Origin of the sequence: Borrelia venezuelensis (genome assembly GCF_023035835.1) — a bacterium.
GTDB lineage: Bacteria > Spirochaetota > Spirochaetia > Borreliales > Borreliaceae > Borrelia > Borrelia turicatae.
On sequence record NZ_CP073220.1, the window covers coordinates 650,593 to 669,868 of the forward strand.

General features: G+C 29.1%; 13 protein-coding genes and 3 tRNA genes. 8 read left to right on the top strand and 8 right to left on the bottom strand.

Features of this window, described 5'->3' with window-relative positions; genetic code table 11:
• The first annotated feature begins 66 nt into the window (after positions 1-66).
• Positions 67-1,026: a DHH family phosphoesterase gene (locus tag bvRMA01_RS03140; RefSeq protein ID WP_011772557.1), complete on the top strand. Its 960-nt coding sequence runs from the start codon at positions 67-69 to the stop codon at positions 1,024-1,026.
• Here the strand turns inward: bvRMA01_RS03140 and bvRMA01_RS03145 are convergent.
• On the bottom strand, positions 1,016-2,560 hold the full coding sequence (locus bvRMA01_RS03145) for a glycoside hydrolase family 3 N-terminal domain-containing protein (protein WP_247032409.1): 1,545 nt from the start codon (positions 2,558-2,560) through the stop codon (positions 1,016-1,018). The two genes, bvRMA01_RS03140 and bvRMA01_RS03145, sit on opposite strands and share 11 nt — an antisense overlap.
• Positions 2,561-3,009: 449 nt before the next feature.
• Here bvRMA01_RS03145 and bvRMA01_RS03150 point away from each other — a divergent pair.
• Positions 3,010-3,083, top strand: a tRNA-Met gene (locus bvRMA01_RS03150).
• A 16-nt stretch (positions 3,084-3,099) separates the two neighbouring features.
• Complete coding sequence (locus tag bvRMA01_RS03155) at positions 3,100-3,645, top strand: DJ-1 family glyoxalase III (protein WP_247032126.1); 546 nt, start codon at positions 3,100-3,102, stop codon at positions 3,643-3,645.
• 146 nt (positions 3,646-3,791) lie between these two features.
• Here the strand turns inward: bvRMA01_RS03155 and bvRMA01_RS03160 are convergent, their stop codons facing one another.
• A complete protein-coding gene (locus bvRMA01_RS03160) occupies positions 3,792-5,006 on the bottom strand; it encodes an acetate kinase (protein WP_247032128.1) in 1,215 nt (404 codons plus the stop codon).
• Positions 5,007-5,022: 16 nt separating this feature from the next.
• On the bottom strand, positions 5,023-8,391 hold the full coding sequence (gene mfd / locus bvRMA01_RS03165) for a transcription-repair coupling factor (RefSeq protein ID WP_247032130.1): 3,369 nt from the start codon (positions 8,389-8,391) through the stop codon (positions 5,023-5,025).
• Between the two features lie 97 nt (positions 8,392-8,488).
• Here mfd and bvRMA01_RS03170 point away from each other — a divergent pair, with 97 nt between their 5' ends.
• The 3 genes from bvRMA01_RS03170 (at position 8,489) to bvRMA01_RS03180 (ending at position 11,604) form a co-directional block, all read left to right on the top strand.
• Positions 8,489-9,451 (top strand): hypothetical protein, encoded by a 963-nt coding sequence (locus tag bvRMA01_RS03170; RefSeq protein ID WP_247032132.1) that lies wholly within the window; start codon positions 8,489-8,491, stop codon positions 9,449-9,451.
• Positions 9,408-11,456 carry a LysM peptidoglycan-binding domain-containing protein gene (locus bvRMA01_RS03175; protein ID WP_247032133.1) on the top strand — a complete coding sequence of 683 codons (2,049 nt, stop codon included), beginning with the start codon at positions 9,408-9,410 and terminating at the stop codon, positions 11,454-11,456. The genes bvRMA01_RS03170 and bvRMA01_RS03175 overlap by 44 nt, the downstream gene beginning before the upstream one ends.
• Before the next feature lie 76 nt (positions 11,457-11,532).
• Positions 11,533-11,604 (top strand) — tRNA-Asn (locus bvRMA01_RS03180).
• A gap of 3 nt (positions 11,605-11,607) precedes the next feature.
• Here bvRMA01_RS03180 and rnmV read toward each other — a convergent pair.
• Positions 11,608-12,144, bottom strand: a complete 537-nt coding sequence (gene rnmV, locus bvRMA01_RS03185; RefSeq protein WP_349643001.1) for a ribonuclease M5 — start codon at positions 12,142-12,144, stop codon at positions 11,608-11,610.
• A 3-nt stretch (positions 12,145-12,147) separates the two neighbouring features.
• Complete coding sequence (locus bvRMA01_RS03190) at positions 12,148-13,416, bottom strand: M18 family aminopeptidase (protein ID WP_247032136.1); 1,269 nt, start codon at positions 13,414-13,416, stop codon at positions 12,148-12,150.
• A 99-nt stretch (positions 13,417-13,515) separates the two neighbouring features.
• On the opposite strand from bvRMA01_RS03190, the gene bvRMA01_RS03195 reads away from it, so the two are divergent.
• Complete coding sequence (locus tag bvRMA01_RS03195; protein WP_247032138.1) at positions 13,516-14,241, top strand: hypothetical protein; 726 nt, start codon at positions 13,516-13,518, stop codon at positions 14,239-14,241.
• 33 nt (positions 14,242-14,274) lie between these two features.
• Here the strand turns inward: bvRMA01_RS03195 and bvRMA01_RS03200 are convergent, their stop codons facing one another.
• On the bottom strand, positions 14,275-16,122 hold the full coding sequence (locus bvRMA01_RS03200) for a fructose-specific PTS transporter subunit EIIC (protein WP_247032140.1): 1,848 nt from the start codon (positions 16,120-16,122) through the stop codon (positions 14,275-14,277).
• A 130-nt stretch (positions 16,123-16,252) separates the two neighbouring features.
• On the opposite strand from bvRMA01_RS03200, the gene pfkB reads away from it, so the two are divergent.
• Positions 16,253-17,161: a 1-phosphofructokinase gene (gene pfkB / locus bvRMA01_RS03205; RefSeq protein ID WP_247032142.1), complete on the top strand. Its 909-nt coding sequence runs from the start codon at positions 16,253-16,255 to the stop codon at positions 17,159-17,161.
• A gap of 162 nt (positions 17,162-17,323) precedes the next feature.
• On the opposite strand, the gene bvRMA01_RS03210 is transcribed toward pfkB, so the two are convergent.
• Both bvRMA01_RS03210 and recD read right to left on the bottom strand, forming a co-directional pair.
• Positions 17,324-17,397 (bottom strand) — tRNA-Asp (locus bvRMA01_RS03210).
• 47 nt (positions 17,398-17,444) lie between these two features.
• On the bottom strand, positions 17,445-19,271 hold the full coding sequence (recD, locus tag bvRMA01_RS03215; RefSeq protein ID WP_247032144.1) for an exodeoxyribonuclease V subunit alpha: 1,827 nt from the start codon (positions 19,269-19,271) through the stop codon (positions 17,445-17,447).
• Positions 19,272-19,276: the final 5 nt, after the last annotated feature.

Here is a 19,276-nt window from a genome sequence, read left to right on the forward strand (position 1 = left end):
ATTGTAAAATGTTTAATTATAAGATGTAATTGTTGATGTATGTGAAAGGTTTGTTAATATTTTTTTATGATAGATGTTATTGAATTTATTAAAAAATATAATAATTTTATTATTATTGGGCATAAGGATCCTGATTTTGATTGTATTGGCTCGTCTTTAGCTTTAGCTTCTTTTTTGTCTAGAATAGGTAAAAGAGTCATTATGTTAAATGAAGGTCCTTTTGTGAGAAAGGAAATAATTCCTTTTAAAGATAAGTTTTTATCTAAATGGCCAGATATTGATTCTTCAGATTATGCTGTTATTATTTTGGATTGCTCCATATTTGATCGAATTGGAGATGAGTTTGGTTTTTATGTAAAAGATATGCCTATTCTTGTTATTGATCATCATGCATCGGGTGATAAGTTGGATGTTCCTGGGTATATTGATTCTTTTGCTCCTTCAACTACTTTTTTGATTGAGAAATTAATTAGGAAATTTGGGTATGAGGTTACTAAAGAGGAAGCATGGTATATTTTGGTTGGATTTTGCACAGATACAGGATTTTTTAGATTTATTTCAAGAAGTGATCCTGAGCCTTTTGAAATGGTAGCTAGACTCGTCTCTAAAGGTTTAAGTCTTAAGGATGTTTATAATTATATTGAATCTGTTAAGAGTTTAACTTCAATAGATATGCTTAGTGTGATGTTAAACAATCTTAAAGCTTATTTCGATGGAAAAGTATTGCTTACTATTTTGCCTTTCAATTCTAAGAAGGATAATAATGTTAGTGGCGTTAATGAACTTTTTTATGCGCTTCTTTCTAATGTTGAGAATAATGAAATATTAATTATTTTAAAAGAAACGGAAGATGGTTCTATTTTGGTGGGGCTTCGTTCTAGAGAATATTTTGATGTGGGTGAGCTTGCAAAGTATTTTGGGGGAGGGGGACATAAACATGCTAGTGGATTTAAGATTAAAAATAGTTCTTTAAATCTTTTAGAGAGTCAAATAATCTCATACATCAAGGACGCTATTAAGGCTTAAAGTTTATTAAGGGGCTTTTTCCTTTTGGATTAAAATCCTCTGTTAAAGTGAGGAATCCAGATTTAAAAGACAGTATTGTTGTTCCGTATACTATTACTATGTTTTGTATCCAGTCTAGGTTTTTAATATATTGGGGTGTAAGTGATACAATTATACTTATTTTGTCTTTATATTCTTTTAAGTTTTCTATGTATTGTTGACTAGCGGGTGTTGAGAGATTAAAGATAACTTGTTCGTGTTTTTCAATTAGCTTTTTTATCTCTTTCAGTTTTGTGGGGTTCATTTTGTTTAAGGGATAATAATCATAGTAATAACCGGAACTGTTTTGAAATATTTTTTTCCCTTCTTTAATCATTGTGTTATAAGGTGATATTAAAAGTGTTTTTTTATGCTTTGATACTTGTTTTGATAACTTTATTTTAGTTATCCCTCTTAATGTACTTTGTTCAAAAAAATTTTTAGCTTCTTTAGTAGGTATTGCTTGAACTTTTTTATGATTTGAATAAATTTCAGTTTCATTTTTTCTTTCTTTTAAGTATTCTAACTTTATTCTAAGTATTCTCTTGTTAGATTTAATGATATTTTCTCTTATTTCACTATCTTTTTGCATGAGGCTTAATAGTTTATTGTATGCATTGTTTTGTATATTTTCGTTTAGTGATATTAATAAAATATCAGTTTCAGTTCTAATAATTCTTTCAATTGTGTCATAAATGCTTTCATTGTTATATCTTACTGCATTCATTAATAAATCATCTGTTATTATTAAATTATCATATTTCAACTTTTTTCTAAGTAGTTCCTTTATGATTTTAATTGAAGATGATGCGGGTATTTCTTTGCCATTTGTAAGCATTGGGTATGCTAGATGTCCGCTCATAATCATTGGAATATTTTCTTGTATTAATATTTTATATGGCAATAATTCATTTGATTGCATTTCTTTTAAATTTGAGTTTATTATTGGCATTTTTATGTGAGAATCAACAATAGTATTCCCATGTCCGGGGAAGTGTTTTGCTGTTGAAATTATTCCTGCTTGTTTTTGTCCTTTATAAAAAGCTAGAGCAAAAAGAGAAACGATTTGTGGATTATTTGAATATGTCCTTGGTCCTATTGTAAAATTTTCCTCATTGCTGTAAATGTCTGTTATAGGTGCAAAATTTAGATTGATTCCAAGTTGTCTTAGCTCATTTGCTATGTGATATCCTGTAAGGTAGGAATCATTTGGTGATAGAGTAGCTGTGATTCCAAGATTTCCTATTGTTTTTGATGTTTTGAGTTTTATATGTTGTGTCCATCCACCTTCTTGATCCGTTGCTATAAATAAAGGTGTTTTAAATCTATTGTTTTGTGACATCGATTGTGCTTTATTTATACTTTCTATTAGCATGTGTAAGTTTTTTGCATTCCATCCAAAGATTTTAATTCCCCCTAAGTTTTTCTCTTTTATGAAATTTAGTACAAATTTTGTTATTTGTTCTTCCGGGTAACTTATCATGAACATTTGGCCTAATAATTCTTTATCATCCATTTGACTTACTATGTTATCTATTAATTTTTCTTTATCTTCTGTAGTCCAAAAGTTGTAGGCGAAACAATTATTATGGATAAAAAAGATAGCTATACAAACAATTTTTTTCATTTAAACCATACCAATCTTTTGTTTTTTTTTCGATTCATAAGTATATCATATTGTTTTAAAATTACTCATTCCAGATTTTCTATTGTTTTTAAACCTACTTCAATAAATGAACATAATTTAAGTTATAAAATTTTGTATTTTTATTCATATTAGGAGATGTAATTTATTGTCAGTAATAATTTTATTTTTCTTTTAAAAGAAATACCAAGTACTTATCCTGTAAGTTGAATTTCTTAGTATATTGGTTGTAATCATTTTAATGAAATGAGTGTGTATTTTAAGAGTATGATTTTATATTGACAAAATATCTTTGAATTTATACACTTTAATGGCTACAAGCTGATGTAGCTCAGTTGGTTAGAGCACTCGGCTCATATCCGAGTTGTCGTGGGTTCAAGTCCCTCCATCAGCATTAAGGAGTTTTTATTATGAGAGTGGCAATTGTGCTTGCGAATGGTTTTGAAGAAATTGAAGCTATAATTCCTATGGATATTTTAAAACGAGGTGGTGTTGATCCAAAGGTTATCAGTTTGAGTGATGATAAGGTTGTTTCAAGTTCTAGAGGTTTTACTTTTTATGCTGATGAAAAAATATCAGATTATAGTGAGGACCATTTTGATTTAATAATACTTCCTGGAGGAATGCCTGGTGCTGTCAATCTTTTTGAATCTAAAGATTTAGATAAGATTTTAAGAAATATGAACTTACAAGGCAAGTTAATTGCAGCCATTTGTGCATCTCCAGCAATTGTGCTTTCTGCAAAGGGACTCTTAGGTGCAAATAAATTTACGTGTTATCCTGGATTTGAAAATGATATTACTGATGGCGAATTTGTGGATGAAGATGTTGTTATTAGTAATAATTTTATTACTTCTAAAGGTGTTGGTACAGCTTTTGAATTTGCTTTTACTTTGCTTAAGATTGTTAAGGGAGAAAGGGTCCTTGAAGATATCAAGAAGCAAGTTTTACTTTAATATGATTTACACTCCTAAAATATTTTGATTGATTTGGTAAGTCTATTTTTAGAGATAAGATCATTTTATAATTAATTTTTAAACTTTTTTTATTATTTATTTGTTAAATATTCTGAAGATTGAATCTTATATCTTTGTTTTAAACCTTATGAAGGCTTTGTAATTAAATTGTAGGTATCTTCAAGTATGGTTAATTCTTCATTTGTTGGTATTACAAGTATTTTTGTCTTACTTTTTTCACTTGAGATATCAGATTCTGTATGTTTGTCTCTTGCTAAATTATTCTTTTGAGGATCAATTTCTATTCCAATTTTTTCAAAGCCTTTTAGTGATAATTCTCTTATTCCATAATCTGTAACACCAATGCCAGCTGTAAAAATTATTGCATCAATATTGAAATCAAGTACTGCAAGGTAAGATCCAATGTATTTTTTTATTCTATAAGCCATTATTTCAACTGCAAGTTTAGAGTTATATTCATTATTTTTTACTCCTTCCCAAATGTCTCTTAGATCATTTGACTTAAGAGATATGCCAAGCATACCACTTTGCTTATTAAGAATTTCTTCGGTTTTTTTTGGAGTTTTATTTAAAAGTTTGCTCATTAAAGGAATAATTGCAGGATCTATATCCCCACTTCTTGTGCCCATTACAAGTCCTTCAAGAGGGGTAAGACCCATGCTTGTATCGTAAGATAGTCCTTTTTTAACTGCATTGATGCTTGAGCCATTGCCTAGGTGTAGTATTATTAAGTTTAGATCTTCTTTAGGTTTGTTAAGTATTGTTGCAACTCTTTTTGTTATATATGAGTATGATAAACCGTGAAATCCATATTTTCTGATATTATAGTCTTTATACCAAGAATATGGTGTGGCGTATAAAAATGCATTTTCATTCATGGTTTTGTGCCATGATGTGTCAAAACATAAAACTTGTTTTGCATTTGGAAATATTTTAAGTGTTATTTCTATAACTTTTATTGCAATTGGATTGTGAAGAGGTGCAAGCTTGGATATCTTTTTTAGTTCGCTTAAAGTATTTGTGTTAAGTATCGTTGAATTTTTAAAACTTGGACCTCCATGTACAATTCTGTGTCCTATGCCTTGAATTTCGTCTGGATTTTCTATGATTTTTAATTTCTTGTTTGTTAATATTCTAATCAGTTGTTTTAATGCTTCTTTGTGTGATTTGATATGTTTATCTGTTTTTTCTAGTAAGCCATTTTTGGTCTTAATTTTAATTATTGATTTTTTTGTTTTTATTTTTTCGATTGTTCCAGATACTAATATTTGTGTATTTTTATGTTTATAGAGTGTAAATTTTAATGAGGAACTTCCTGTGTTAATTGTTAATATTTTCATATCTTTTATTCTCTTATTATAATAATAGATTCAAATTTTTATATATGCAGTTTATTTTTTCTGATTTTTTAATATGTTTTAGGTTTAAGAAAACGGAATTTTTATATTCTGGATTTATTTTCAGTATAGTAGGATTGTCTTTTATGATCTGCATTATTTTTTCGGCAGGAATACTCTTTGTATTTAAATATTCGATTTCGAGTAACTCATTTTTTTCTTTAAGGCTGGTAATATTGAGTTTTTTTGCAAGTAATTTGAGTTCTGATAATATAAGTAAGTTGTTAAGTTCTTTTGGGATTGGTCCAAATTGGTCATAAATTTCAGTCCTTATTTTGTTATTCTCTTCCTTGTTTTGAACCCTTGAGATTTTTTTATAAATTGATATTTTATCTTGTTCATTATTTATATAGCTATCGGGGATGAATCCATTGTAATTGATTTCAATAGTGATTTCGTCTTCCTTAGAATTTTTTCCCATTCGTTTTTCAATTGCTTTGTTTAACATTGTTAAGTAGTAATCTAGTCCAATAGATTCGATCTCTCCATGTTGTTCGCGTCCAAGTAGGTTTCCAACACCTCTTATTTCCATATCTTTCATTGCAATTTGAAATCCTGTTCCAAGTTCTGAAAATTCAGATATTGCCCTTAGTCTTTCAATGGCACTTTCGTTTAAGCTTGAATTTTCTTTATATAGGAAATAAGCGAAAGCTTTCTGTGAACTTCTGCCAACTCTGCCCCTTAGCTGGTATAATTGTGCAAGTCCGAATCTATTCGCATTGTTAATTATTATTGTATTTGCATTTTCAATATCTATGCCATTTTCAATGATTGTAGTTGCTAATAATACCTGATATGATTTATTTATAAAATCATGCATAATATTTTCAATTTGGTCACCTTGAAGCCTTGCATGGATGGTTGCAATTCTTGCATAAGGAACCATTTTTTCTAGCATTGCTTTTATTAAATCTAGTTCTTGAATATTGTGATGTACAAAAAAAACTTGTCCATCTCGAGAAAGTTCATTTTCTATTGCGTGTTTAATCAGTAGCTCGCTAAATTCTTCTACATAAGTTTCTATTTTTATTCTGTTTTGGGGTGGAGTTTTTAAGACAGAAATGTCTCTTAATTTGATTAATGACATATGAAGGGATCTCGGTATTGGAGTTGCTGATAGGGCAAGACAATCAACAGAGATTTTTATTTCCTTTAGTTTTTCTTTTTCTTTTACCCCGAATCTTTGTTCTTCATCGATTATAATGAGTCCTAAGTTTTTATATATTATTTTCTTAGAGAGTATTTTATGTGTTCCAATTATTATGTCAATTTCTCCTGTTTCTAGTTTTTTTATAATGTCTCTTTCTTTTGATTTTTTTATAAATCTACTCATCATTGCAATGTTGATTGGAAAATTTTTAAATCTTTGTTTAAATGTATTAAAGTGTTGTTCTGTAAGAATTGTTGTTGGAGAGAGTATTGCTACCTGTTTTTTGCCCATGACAGCTTTGAATGCAGCCCTCATTGCGACCTCAGTTTTACCAAATCCAACATCGCCACATAAAAGTCTATCCATTACTTTTAAACTCATCATGTCTTGTTTGATTTCTGATATTGCTGTTAATTGATCCGGAGTTTCATCGTATGGAAATTCTGATTCAAATAATAATTGCCATCCATTGTCTTGAGGATATTGAAATCCCTTACTACTTTCTCTCTTCACGTAAAGTTCAACAAGTTTATCGGCAATTGCATCGATTCTTTTCTTTGCATAAGCTTTTTTCTTTTCCCAGGTTTTTGAACTGATTTTATCTAATTTTATATTTTGAGTTTCATTTCCAATATACCTTTGAATAAGATGTGTTTGTTCGATTGGAATAAATAATTTTTCGTTATCTGCGTATTCAATTTCAATGTAATCTTTTTCAAGAAGACTCGTTTTAATTCTTTTTATCTGCCGAAATATTCCAATTCCATGGTTTATGTGAACAACATGACTGTTTTTTTCCACTTCAATAAATGAATCAATAGTTTTAGTTTTTGATGATTCGAAAGCTTTATTTGTTTTTTGTCTTCTATTAAAGATATCTGATTCAAGGATAATGGCTATTTTTTCTTTGTTTATTATAAGTGAGCTTGATATTTTTAAGATTTCAATTTTGATTTTTGTCAGATCTTTGAAGATATATTTTAATTTTTCTTTTTGTGAATTAGATTCTGCTGCAATGATTACTTTAAATCCATTGTTTAGCCAGTTTTGTATTTCTTCTTTTGCAAGTGTGATGTTTGAGAAAAATTTACGCTCACTTTCAATGTTAAATTCTATTAGTTCTTTTGTTTTTATATTTGCAGGGGTTTGCACGATAAAAATGTTAGTTTTTAATTTTAAATCGCTCAAATTTATGAAAATTTCTTTTGGTGCAATTGTTTTTTTTCCAGACTCTATTGCTTGGCTGTAAAGTTTTTCATACTCTTTATAGATCTTCTTGATCTCTTCTTGTAAATTTTGTATTTCTAAATTTATAATAGGTATATCTTCATTTATTTCTTGGCTTAGGTATGTGTCTCCTATTAGAGGATAAAATATTTCTTCTGCTCTTGCATTATATTTTGTTTCAATTTGTTCAAATAATTTTTTATATTCATTTTCTTTTAAGTGGTGTTTTAGTTTATTTATGTTTTCGTTATTCCAAATGATTTCCTTTTTGGGAATTATAGCAAATTCGGACATTGGAGTTCCTTTTTTTAATTGAGTTAAGGGATTAAAATATTTTATTTCTTTTATTTTATCAACCTTCACTGAAATTCTTATTGGTTCTGTTTTATTAAATGAGTGTATGTCTATTATTTCATTCTTTATTGTAAATTCTCCAGGTAATGTAACCCTCATTGTTTTTTCATATCCTAGTTTTATAAGTTTACTTTTAAGATTTTCTATGTTTATTATCGTATCTGTCTGAATTTTATAAATGTTTTTAAATAAATTTTCTTTTGTAGGTATTTTGCTAAGTAGAGATTTTAGTGAAACAATGTAGATCCCAGGATTATTTTCATAAAAATTGATTAAAAATTTTACTCGTTTTATAAAGACTTTACTTTTTGAACTGATGTCTTTATATATAAGGGGACTGAAATAGTTAAGTTCATATATGTTATCTGTAATTTGCATTAAATCATCTTTGAGTTCATCTGAGATACTTTCGTTTTTAACTATTAATATAATTTTATTACTACTGCTGTATTCCTTTATTTTGTTGATTAAGAAAGCTTTAAAAAATCCTTCATGTCCTACTATTGTAAAGGGTAGATTTTTTTCAATAAGTTGTTGTATTTTTTTTAGATTTTGATTGTCATTTAATCTGGCAGTTAATTCTTTTTCTATATTCATTTTTTACCTTTTTGTTTCTGTAGTTTAGTATAATATTATATATTAATGGATATGTTCTGTTTCGTTATGTATAATATAATTAGATTTTGAGGAGTTTATGAAATTTAGGAATTTATTGTTTGTTATATCTCTTATGGTTGTTCCTTTTATGCTTTTTCCTAGAGATTATAAGGGTCTTGATTTTAAGATAAAGTTTTTCAATCAATCAATTTATCGTGTTAATAGTAATGTTTCTATTGAAGTTTCGCTTAGTAATTCGTCTGATGATTTACTTGTTCTTGAAATAGGAGATGTTAATACTTTCGGTTTTGATTTTGATGTTACAGATACTACTAACATAAAAGTTAAAAGGTCTCTTGAATATGTTAAGGATAGGGCAAAAAATGTTGCGATTCCTGTAAGAACTCTTAGTTTAAGACCTAATGAGAGATTTTCTGTAGTGATGAGCTTAAATCAATTTGTACAATTTGATAAAGATGGAGTTTATTTTGTCAAAGGTATGTTTTTCCCAGATATCTCAGATCCACAAAAGCGTGTAGAGTCTAATGTTATTACTTTGTTTTTAAAACCTAAAATGGATGATGTTGCAGGAAAATTTGACTTTTCTAATTTATCTTCCAATCGTGAAATTCAAAGTATTTTGAAAAGAGAAAATTTATCCCCTGATAAAGTTGTTGAATATTTATTTTCAGCGTTGCGGCTTGGGGAGAGGGAAAAATTCTTTTTATATATTGATATTGAGAGTCTTATTTTAAGTGATCAAAATAAATCATATCTTTATAAGCAAGAACTTAAATTAGGTTCTAATAATATGCTAGAAGAGTATAAAGATTATCTATGGAATGATAGTAATTCTGCTATTTCAAAAGTTCCAAGTAAATTTTCTATTATTGAAACAACTTATACGGATTCTACAGGAAAAGTTGTATCTGATGTGTATTTTGAAGATGGTCATTTTTATGTAGCCAAACGATATACCTTTTTTTTAAAAAAGTATGATTATTATTGGATCATTTATGATTATACTGTTCAAAATACTGGGATTAAGGAGAAATACTAGGCCTTTTATTTTTAAGATTAAAGGACTTAGTATTGTTTTATGGATAGTAAGTTACTTTAGTTTATATGCTGATTTTAAACATGAAGTTGTTAAAGGTGATACTTTATATTCGATTTCTCTTAAATATAAAATTCCAATAAAAGAACTTAAAAGTGCAAATAATTTGAAGTCTGAGCATATTAGAGTTGGGCGTATATTAGTTATTCCAAATTCTTCTAAGGTTAACAAAATTATTACTAAAAAGAATAATAGGAAGCCTAAGTTAAGCAAGCTTGATGCCAAAATTCATGTTGTTAAAGTCGGCGATACTATTGAAGATATATCTAAACAATATGGCATTAAGGAAAAAGAATTGCTTGCTTGGAATAATTTAAGTTCTAAACTTCTTAAAGTTGGTTCTAAGTTGAATTTGGATGAGCCTAGTTTTTTAAAGCCATATATAGTTAAAAAGGGTGATTCACTCTCCAAGCTTTCTGTGGATTTTGATATTAGTATTGAGGATATTATACGATTTAATTCTCTAGAAAATAAGAGCTTAATAATTGGTCAAAAATTATATTTAAAAAGGACTTCTGGGAATGTCAATTTTCATTATGTAAAGCGGGGAGAGACTCTTGGGAAAATTGCATATATTTATGGTGTTACTGCAAAACATCTTGTTCGTCTTAATGGAAGTAAGGCAATAAATTTAAAGGCGGATTCAATTTTAGATGTTTCAAAAGTTATTGAAGAAGATTTGCCAAGTTCTAAATCTTTACAATTAAAGAGCGAAAATCGAAGTAGTGAAACATTTATATCCCACAAAGTATCTGTTGGTGAGACATTATATAGTATTGCTCGTAAATATGGGGTTTTGCTTGAAGATCTTAAAAGTTGGAATAATTTAAATGGGAATAGTATTTTTCATAATCAGGAACTTAAGATTTATGATAAAAGCAAAGGACCAGTTGTTGCAAATAAAGAGCTAAAAGAATTTGTGGATAAAACTTCTAAAACCACAGTTAAAGCTATTGCAAATATTGTTTCTGCTAAGAGTAAAAAATTAAATTTAAATTTTTCCAATGTTTTAGACAATAGAGATGTTTTTGATATTAGTGCTTTGGTTGTATTGGAGCCTAAAATACCTATATTTGAGGCTAATGGAGTTTTTTATTATTGGTATAAGCCTAAAAAAGGAAGTCAACCAAGTGAGTTTTATTCAGAAGATTGGTATTCGCCTCTGAATGCCTATAAGAAAGCAAGTCAACTTTTTAAGAGTTTTGAAAGTCTTGTGCAATCTCGGCCAGTGAAAAATAATAGCCTAAAAAATAAATTAATCATTATTGATCCTGGACATGGAGGTCTTGATCCTGGTGCTATTGTTAAAGCTAGAGACGGACTTAAGAATGAAATTTTTGTTGTCGAGGATGAATATGTTTATGATATTGCTTTAAGGCTTTATGTGTATCTTAAAGAATATGGAGCTAATGTTGAGCTTACTATTTTATCCCCTGATCATTTAATCAGAGATAGTGTGTCTGCTAATAATACATTTGTTAATGTTAAAAATGAAGTTTATAATGATTATGATTTAAATAAAACCGATACCGTTGACTCTTGGATAAATGGTACTCAAGAAGGTTTGAGGAAAAGATTAGTTGTTGTGAAGAAATTTATAAATAAGTATAAAAATGTTAAGGAACAAGATGTTCTTTATATTAGTTTGCATTCTGATAATAGTGTTGGTGCGCCTCGGTGTATGGGATTTTATTACCAGTTTGAGGATGGGAAGGGCTTTGATGCTCATTCTAAGAGTATGATTGAAAAAATGACAAAAGGTTTTAAGAGAATCCCTTATATTAAGGGCCAAAACCTTTATGTGCTAAAAAATAACGTTGTTAAGACTAAATTGTTGGTTGAGGTTAGGAATTTAGCATTTGACGAGGAAGCTTGGGCAATTAGATCTTCTAAGCTTAGGGACCGGGATTCTAAAATCCTTGCTGATGCTATTTTGAAGGTCTTATAGTATAAGTAGATTATTTTTTATGGATTGTATGACTTGACAAAACAGTTTCAATTTAGCATAATGTTTAGATATTGATTCCCCTATAGCTCAGCGGTAGAGCAGGTGGCTGTTAACCACTTGGTCGGAGGTTCAATTCCTTCTGGGGGAGTTTTTATTCTTTTGTTAAGATTATTTTTTCTATGTCTTCTCGTTTTATTTTAAAGTAATTGAGTCTCTCAAGTAGTTTTTTGTTATTACCATTGCCCAAGTTGAAGTGTTTTTGTATTTGTTCTCTTTTTTTCTTGGATTGGGAACCTGTGATGCCAAGTTCTATTAAATCATTTAAATTTAGACCCTCTTTTTGTTTTTTGTTATAAAAAGTACCTATTTTTTTTAAAATTGTTGTTATTTCAATTTTAGAAGACATTTCTACTTCTTGATTTTTATTTTTAAGGTGAGCATGTTTAATTTTGCCTTGGTCTAAGTAGCCCACTTTTTTAAGTATTTGTTTTCTAATTAGATCTCCTGCTTTGTCGCTATCAGTGAAAATAACAATTCCATTTGTTTCTATTGCTTTTTTTAAAACATTAATGGTCGATTTTTTAAGATATAATCCACCAGTTTCAACTATAGTGCACTTAAATAGTTCTTTTATTCTCTTAGCGTCATCTTTGCCTTCAACTACAATGATTTCTTTTATTTGTTCCAGTTTTTAATTCCAATTTTCAAAAAATGTTCTGAGAAGTTTGATTGCTTCTATATGATCTGATATTGCAATAGTTTCTCTTAAAGAGTGCATTCCCCACATTGGGGTTCCAATATCTATAGTTTCAATTCCTGTGTGGGAGTTTGAAATTGGGCCAATTGTGGTTCCGGCATTTGTATTTGCTTTCATTATTATTTCTTGAATTTTAATATTATTTTTCATAGCTAAGGCTTTAAGTTTTGCACATCCATGTGCTGTTGTTGAATATTTAAAATTGGCATTGCTTTTGATGGTTACTCCTTTCCCTAGACTTATTTGATAGTTTGGGTCATGTTTACATATATAGCCTGGATGAACCCCATGTGCGCCGTCCATTGAAATATTGAATGATTTGTTTAGTTTAATTAGATGTTCTTCTTTTCCTAGATTTAAAACATGATCAATTCTTTCTAAGACTTCTGTTAATAGTGTTGAGTCAGCTCCTCTGGAAGTTAAAGATCCAATCTCTTCATTGTCAAAAAATACAGCTACTTTATTTTTATTGTTATTTGTATGAACAAATGCATTCATGATGGCATGGCATCCCGATTTGTTATCTAGGTTTTTGGATGCTAAAAATTCACCTTCGCTACCTATAATTTTAGCAAGTTCTGATGCTGTAAATATTAAATCGCATGATAGGAAATCTTTTTCAGATATTTGCAGTTTTTCTAGAATTTTTTCTTTAATGCTTTTTTTAAAACTTGTGATGATGACTATGTTCTCATGAGTATCATATGCAAATCCTTCATTTACGTTTCGGTTTAAGTGAATGGCAACGTTTGGTATGATCCCAATATTTTCAATTGTTATTAATTCTGAGTTAATTATTTCATCTTTATTAAAGTATACAACTCCTGATAAGCTTAAATCTCTGTCAGTCCAGGTTGAGATTATTGGACTACCGTAAGTTTCGATGTGGTGAGAGAATACATTATCTTTGTATTTCCTAGATTCTATTTTGAGCTTTAATACAGGGCTATCAGAGTGTGCTGCTGCTATTAGGAATGGTTCATGTATTTTATTAGTGTTAATGTTGAATGCAATAAGACTTGTTCCTTCCTTTTTTACATAATAATATCCTGTTTCTAATGTCCATTTATCGTTAAGTTTTAATTCCTTTGCATTAAGATAATATACCAGTTTTTGTTCAATGTAGTTTATTAAATGGTATGGTGTTAAGCTTTTATCTAGTAATTTTTGGAAATGTGATATATCTAATGTTTGGTCATGCATGTTTTTTCTCCTATGGTTTTATTGTTTTGATACTTAATATTTTATTATAATAGCTAGTGTATGTATATATGTTTGTTGTATATGCAAGGAGATTGTTAAATGGATAGATTTTATAGTTTGATGCTTGTGCTTTTAATATTTATTGCTTGTACTACAATTTCAGAGGTTAATTTACAAGATGATGCGAGCGGAACAGTTTCATTAATATTTAATGTTGATAAAGAATTTGAAAAGATCAGAAAAGAACTTGTGGCAACTCTTGTAGGAGAGGAAATAGCTAAAATGCCTCTTTTCCCTATTGATAAGATAAAGCAATATTTTGGTGATGAAGGGAAAAAATTAGGTCTAAATCTCTTAAATATTAAGTCTAATGGTGATTCTCTTAATTTGATTGTTCAATTTGATAATTTGGTTAAGGTTTTAAAAGATTATCTTGCAAAGGAGACAATGCCTATATTTAAGATAGCAAATAAGAATGGGAAAAATATTCTTGATATTGATTTTAATTTAAAAACTGTTACTAAGATTATTAATGAAAGTAAGGATCAGGTGAATGATGCTCTTGCGGCACTTTTGCCGTCAGAAGAAATACCAATGTCTGAGAAGGAATATAAAGATGTATTAGTTTACTTTTTATCAGACTTTACTTCGCGTGTAAATGAGCTTATTGATAATTCTAATGTTACACTCAAAATCAAGACGTCGAGAAAAATTCAAGAACAGTTTGGATTTAAACAGCTTAACTCCAATAATTTAGAACTTAAGCTAGATATGATTAGGACTTTAAGTCTTGAGACACCAATAAAATTGAGATTGGTTTATTAGACTTTGTGTAAATATTATTTTAAGAGATAAGAATTATTTCTTATCTCTTTTCATAAATCCTATTAATAGACCTGTTATTAAAGCACCTATGAGGATAGATATTATCCACATTAATGGGTTGGTTATTATTGGAAGAATAAAGATACCGCCGTGTGGAGCCATAAGTTCTACTTTAAATAATGCAGACAAAAAACCCCCGATAGATGACCCTATTATGCAAGCAGGTATTACCTTTAAAGGGTCTGAGGCTGCAAAAGGAATCACTCCTTCCGTTATGAAACATGCACCTAAAAAGTAACAAATTTTACCGGCTTCACGTTCTTCTTGTGAAAATCTATTATTGAAAATGCTAGTTGCAAGTGCGATTCCAAGTGGAGGCGTCATTCCTCCTACCATTACGCTTGCATGAGGTATATAATTTCCAGCAGTTATCATTGCAATTCCAAATGCATAGGCAGCTTTGTTTACAGGACCACCCATGTCTATTGCCATCATTCCACCAAGTAGTGCACCTAGTAATGCCATATTTGTTCCGCTTAGTGAATTTAACATATTTGTTATAGATGTATTAATATATGCAATTGGTGCTAGTAAAAAATATGTTAAAGATCCTGATATTAGTACTGAGAAAAGTGGGTAGGTTAAAACGGGGTTAATACCACTTATTTTTGGTGGTATTATTTTTTTACTTATTGATTTTATTGCTAAAGTTACGTATCCTGCGATAAATCCTGCTAGGATTCCCCCTAAGAAACCTGCATTTCCTTTGCTCATCATTAATCCTGTAATCATTCCAGGTGCAAGTCCGGGACGTTCTGCTATGCTAAATGAAATATACCCAGCAAGTATTGGAAGCATTAGGAAAAAAGCATTACCACCGCCGATTTGCATTAAAATATCTGCTATCTTATTATAGCTTGGATCGTTTGGATCGAAAGCTTTGATGCCAAACATGAATGATATTGCAATAATTATTCCCCCAGACACTACGAATGGTAGCATAAAGGATACACCGTTCATTAAATGTTTATATGCACCACCTGGTTTTCGGGTTGTGTTGCTTTCTCCTTGTACTGTTTTTCTCTTATAAATTTTTGCTTTGTTATCAAGAATGTTTTGAATGAGTTCTTTTGCTTTGTGTATGCCATCTTTTACACCAGCTTCAATTAGTGGTTTACCATTAAACCTGTCTTTATCGACAGTTTTTCCGGCTGCAATAATTATGCCTTTTGCTCTTTCTATCTCCTCTTCTTCTATTAGATTGTCAACGCCACTAGAGCCATTAGTTTCTACTTTGAGCTCTACGTTTAGTTCAGCTGCTGCTCGTTTTAGGCTTTCAGCTGCCATGTATGTATGGGCGATTCCTGTAGGGCAAGCAGTTACTGCTAGAATGAAATTTTTGGAACCAGTGTCATTCATGATTACATCTGTGTTGCTATTTAAAAGAATTTCTAAAAATCTATTTATATCATTTGTACTCATAATTTCTTGTCTTAAAATTTCATTATTAAATATATTATTAAGGTAAGATATTGTTTTAATATGAGTATTACCTGTAGTTTTTTCAGGTACAGCTATCATGAAAAATAATTTTGAAGGTCGTAAGTCGGAAGCGTTAAAATCAAACCCTTCTCCTTTAATTCGTAATATAGCTATTCCATGTTTTTTAACAAAATTACCTTTTGCATGTGGCATTGCAATATATTCTTCAAGACCTGTTCCGCTTATTTCTTCTCGTTTTTTAATTTCTTTTATAAAATCTTCTTTGTTGTTCAAATATTCATTTTCATTGAGCATGTCGGCCATTTTTTCAATTACATCATCTTTACTTTTGGCCTCGTAGTTTAATAATATTAATTTTTTAGAAAATAAATCTTGCATAGGAAACTCCTTGCTATACTATAGTATCCATATTATAATTATTATAAATATAATGTATAATAATTATAACATATAATAATTACATTATTTAATTATTTAATTATTTTACTTAATTATAAAGGAGATTGGCTTGGTATATACGCTTACTCTTAATCCTGCTATTGATTATAAAATAGTTGTAGAAGGTTTTCAGACAGGGTGTCTTAATCATGTTGTTAGGAATAATTTTTTTGCTGGTGGGAAGGGAATAAATGTAAGTAATGTACTTAAGAATTTTGAAACTGAAAGTATTGCTCTTGGATTTTTGGGTGGATTTACAGGTGATTATATAAGGGGCTATCTTGATTTGATGGGCATAAAGCATGATTTTATTAGCATATCTGACAATACTAGAATCAATATTAAAATGATGTCAGATGGAAAAGAAACAGAGATTAATGGAAGATCACCCGTAATTCTTGAGAGTGATTTTCAGTCTTTGATTTTAAAATTAAAAAATTTAGATAAAGATATGTTAATCATGTCTGGTAGTGTTCCAATCTCGCTTGGGTATCAGGCTTATAATGAAATAGCCAAGAGTATTGCTAGTAATGTTAAGTTAATTATTGATACTAGTGGTCCTGCCTTGCAAGAGATTATAGGGCTTAGACCTTTTTTAATAAAGCCAAATATTAATGAACTTAAAGAACTTTTGGGTATGAATTTGACTTCTAGTAAGGATCTAATTAATGCTGGGTGTGAGCTTATGGAAAGGGGTGTGCAGAATATTATAGTTTCAATGGGAAGTGAAGGGGCTGTTTTTATAAATAATAAAGATGATTGTCTGGCTAGTGTTCCGCAAATTAATTCTTTAAGTACTATTGGTGCAGGAGATTCTGTAGTTGCTGGATTTGTATATGCTCATCAAAATGGGAATTCTCTTCTTGATTCTTTTAGGTTTGGAGTTGCGTCAGGTACCGCAACGGCACTTAGAGGACAACTTTGTAGTCTTGATGATGTTAAAGATATTTTTGATAAAGTAAAACTTGAACATTTATAAATATTAATGAATTTTATGTTTTAGTGGAGTTTTTGAAGGTTTTTTTTTATAACGCAACTTTAATAATAACTTTAATGTATTTTTCAGTTGATTTATGCTTTCACAATTACTTTTGAAATAAGGTAAATGCAGATAAAAATTCTTGACTTTAAAGATTACTATCGGGAGCGACGGGTCTCGAACCCGCGACCTCCTGCGTGACAGGCAGGCGTTCTAACCATCTGAACTACGCCCCCAAATGCAATACCTTAAGATTATATTGTTTTTCTTTTTGTTTGTCAATTTATTTTAATGCATCTATATGATCTGAGATTTTTGAATCTCTCTTTATTGTTTTTAGGCTGACATTTTTGATGATGTCTTTGCTTGATATTATTTTTATGCTTTCTTTAGCTCTTGTTATTGCAGTGTAGAGTAGTTCTTTTGTTAAGAATGGATGATCTTCTATGATTATTTGTACATGTTGATATTCAGAGCCTTGGCTTTTATGTATTGTTGTTGCAAAACTAAGTTCATATTTGTTTATTAAATTAAAGTTTATTCTTTTGTATTTTTCATCTTCTCTTTTGAATAAAGCGTAAATTTTAGAGTTTTCTCTAAAGAGAATACCCCTTTCTCCATTAAATAGATCGTTTTTATAATCATTTTGAGTAATTAAAATTATTTGTCCAATTAAATTGCCATAGGTTTTTTTCAAATATAATTTTATTATTTCATTTATTCTTTTTGTTCCAAATTTTCCAAAATTTCTTGAGCATAAAATGACGTTGCTAAGCAAAGCATTAATTATTGATTCAATTTCTTTGTTGTTTAGTGAGTTGAGATCAAAATTAGAGATTTTTTTATATAAATCTTTTGTGTGATTTAATAATTCATTTTCGATATTGACTTTATTTATATCCTTTAAAATTATATTTTTGTTGGCATTAAGTTGAATATCAATTAGATTTGTGTCTTCTTGATATATTGCTTTGGCTAATAAATTTATCTCATCGTTACTTCTGAAATTTTTTTTAAGTATTTCTACATTTTCATCACTTATTTCTTTTATTTGTGTCAGACTTGAATATACATTTCCTCCAGCTATTGATGGAAGCTGGTTTTTGTCCCCTGTTATTATGAGTTTTGTGTTTGTTTTGACCGCCTTTAATAATTTTAAGAAAGTACTTAAATCTATCATAGATGCTTCATCAATTATTATTATTTCAAATTCTAGGGGGTTGGCTTCATCATATTTATTGCCTTTATTGATAAATGACATTTTTAATAATTTTTGTACTGTGCTATATTCTGTTTCAAGGTTTGTAAATGATTCTTTTAGACTTGATTTTAGTTTTTGACTTGCTTTTCCAGTTGGTGCTACAAGGGCTACCTTTTGTTTGACATTTAAGTGCATATCAATTGCTTTTAGAATATAATTGATAGTTGTTGTTTTACCTGTGCCCGGGCCACCACTGAGTATAAAGAAATTACTTTTTAAAGATTTTTTGATTGAATTGATTTGTTCTTCACTTAGGTCTTTAGTGTTTAAGTTGTTCATTATATTTTGTATTCTTTGAGTAGTTATTTCACTTTTGTTATCTTTAAGTCTTTGATCTATTTTTTTTATTAGTTCTTCTTCTTCTCTAAAGTTTTTTTGAGTATAGATGTGAATATTATTTTCTAATATTAAAGGAGTTATGATTCTTTCATTTTGATTAAGATCTTTCATTATATTATTTTCTTTTAAATGTAAGATTATTTCGTGTATTTTTGTTGCTTGTGTAATCTTTGCAAGTTCTTCTAGTATATTGATTGATTTTTGGTAAGATTGATCCTCGTCTTTTATTTCAAGGAAAGCACAGTCGATCGTATTTTGAATATCTTTGATTAATAAATTAATATTAGCTCTTAAATGTCCTTTAGAGAGGTAATTAAATAAAAATATTAAAAAAATAGTAATTTCTTCATACTTTTTATCTTTGATTTTTTTTGTGAGTAAATGTGCTTTGTAGTAATTTTCTATGTTTATGTTTAAAGTTTCTATTATTTCATAAATTTTGAGTTCTGGATTTAAATAGTTTCTCTTATGATCTTTTAGAAACTCTCTTAAGACTAAAAAATTTCTCATATTTT

Excerpts from the sequence above, each read along its gene's own strand:
- bvRMA01_RS03160 (WP_247032128.1), bottom strand. The coding sequence starts at position 5,006 with ATGAAAATATTAACAATTAACACAGGAAGTTCCTCATTAAAATTTACA.
- bvRMA01_RS03140 (WP_011772557.1), top strand. The coding sequence starts at position 67 with ATGATAGATGTTATTGAATTTATTAAAAAATATAATAATTTTATTATT.
- bvRMA01_RS03155 (WP_247032126.1), top strand. The coding sequence starts at position 3,100 with ATGAGAGTGGCAATTGTGCTTGCGAATGGTTTTGAAGAAATTGAAGCT.
- bvRMA01_RS03175 (WP_247032133.1), top strand. The coding sequence starts at position 9,408 with ATGATTATACTGTTCAAAATACTGGGATTAAGGAGAAATACTAGGCCT.
- bvRMA01_RS03195 (WP_247032138.1), top strand. The coding sequence starts at position 13,516 with ATGGATAGATTTTATAGTTTGATGCTTGTGCTTTTAATATTTATTGCT.
- bvRMA01_RS03170 (WP_247032132.1), top strand. The coding sequence starts at position 8,489 with ATGAAATTTAGGAATTTATTGTTTGTTATATCTCTTATGGTTGTTCCT.
- recD (WP_247032144.1), bottom strand. The coding sequence starts at position 19,271 with ATGAGAAATTTTTTAGTCTTAAGAGAGTTTCTAAAAGATCATAAGAGA.
- bvRMA01_RS03145 (WP_247032409.1), bottom strand. The coding sequence starts at position 2,560 with ATGGATGATAAAGAATTATTAGGCCAAATGTTCATGATAAGTTACCCG.
- mfd (WP_247032130.1), bottom strand. The coding sequence starts at position 8,391 with ATGAATATAGAAAAAGAATTAACTGCCAGATTAAATGACAATCAAAAT.
- bvRMA01_RS03190 (WP_247032136.1), bottom strand. The coding sequence starts at position 13,416 with ATGCATGACCAAACATTAGATATATCACATTTCCAAAAATTACTAGAT.
- bvRMA01_RS03200 (WP_247032140.1), bottom strand. The coding sequence starts at position 16,122 with ATGCAAGATTTATTTTCTAAAAAATTAATATTATTAAACTACGAGGCC.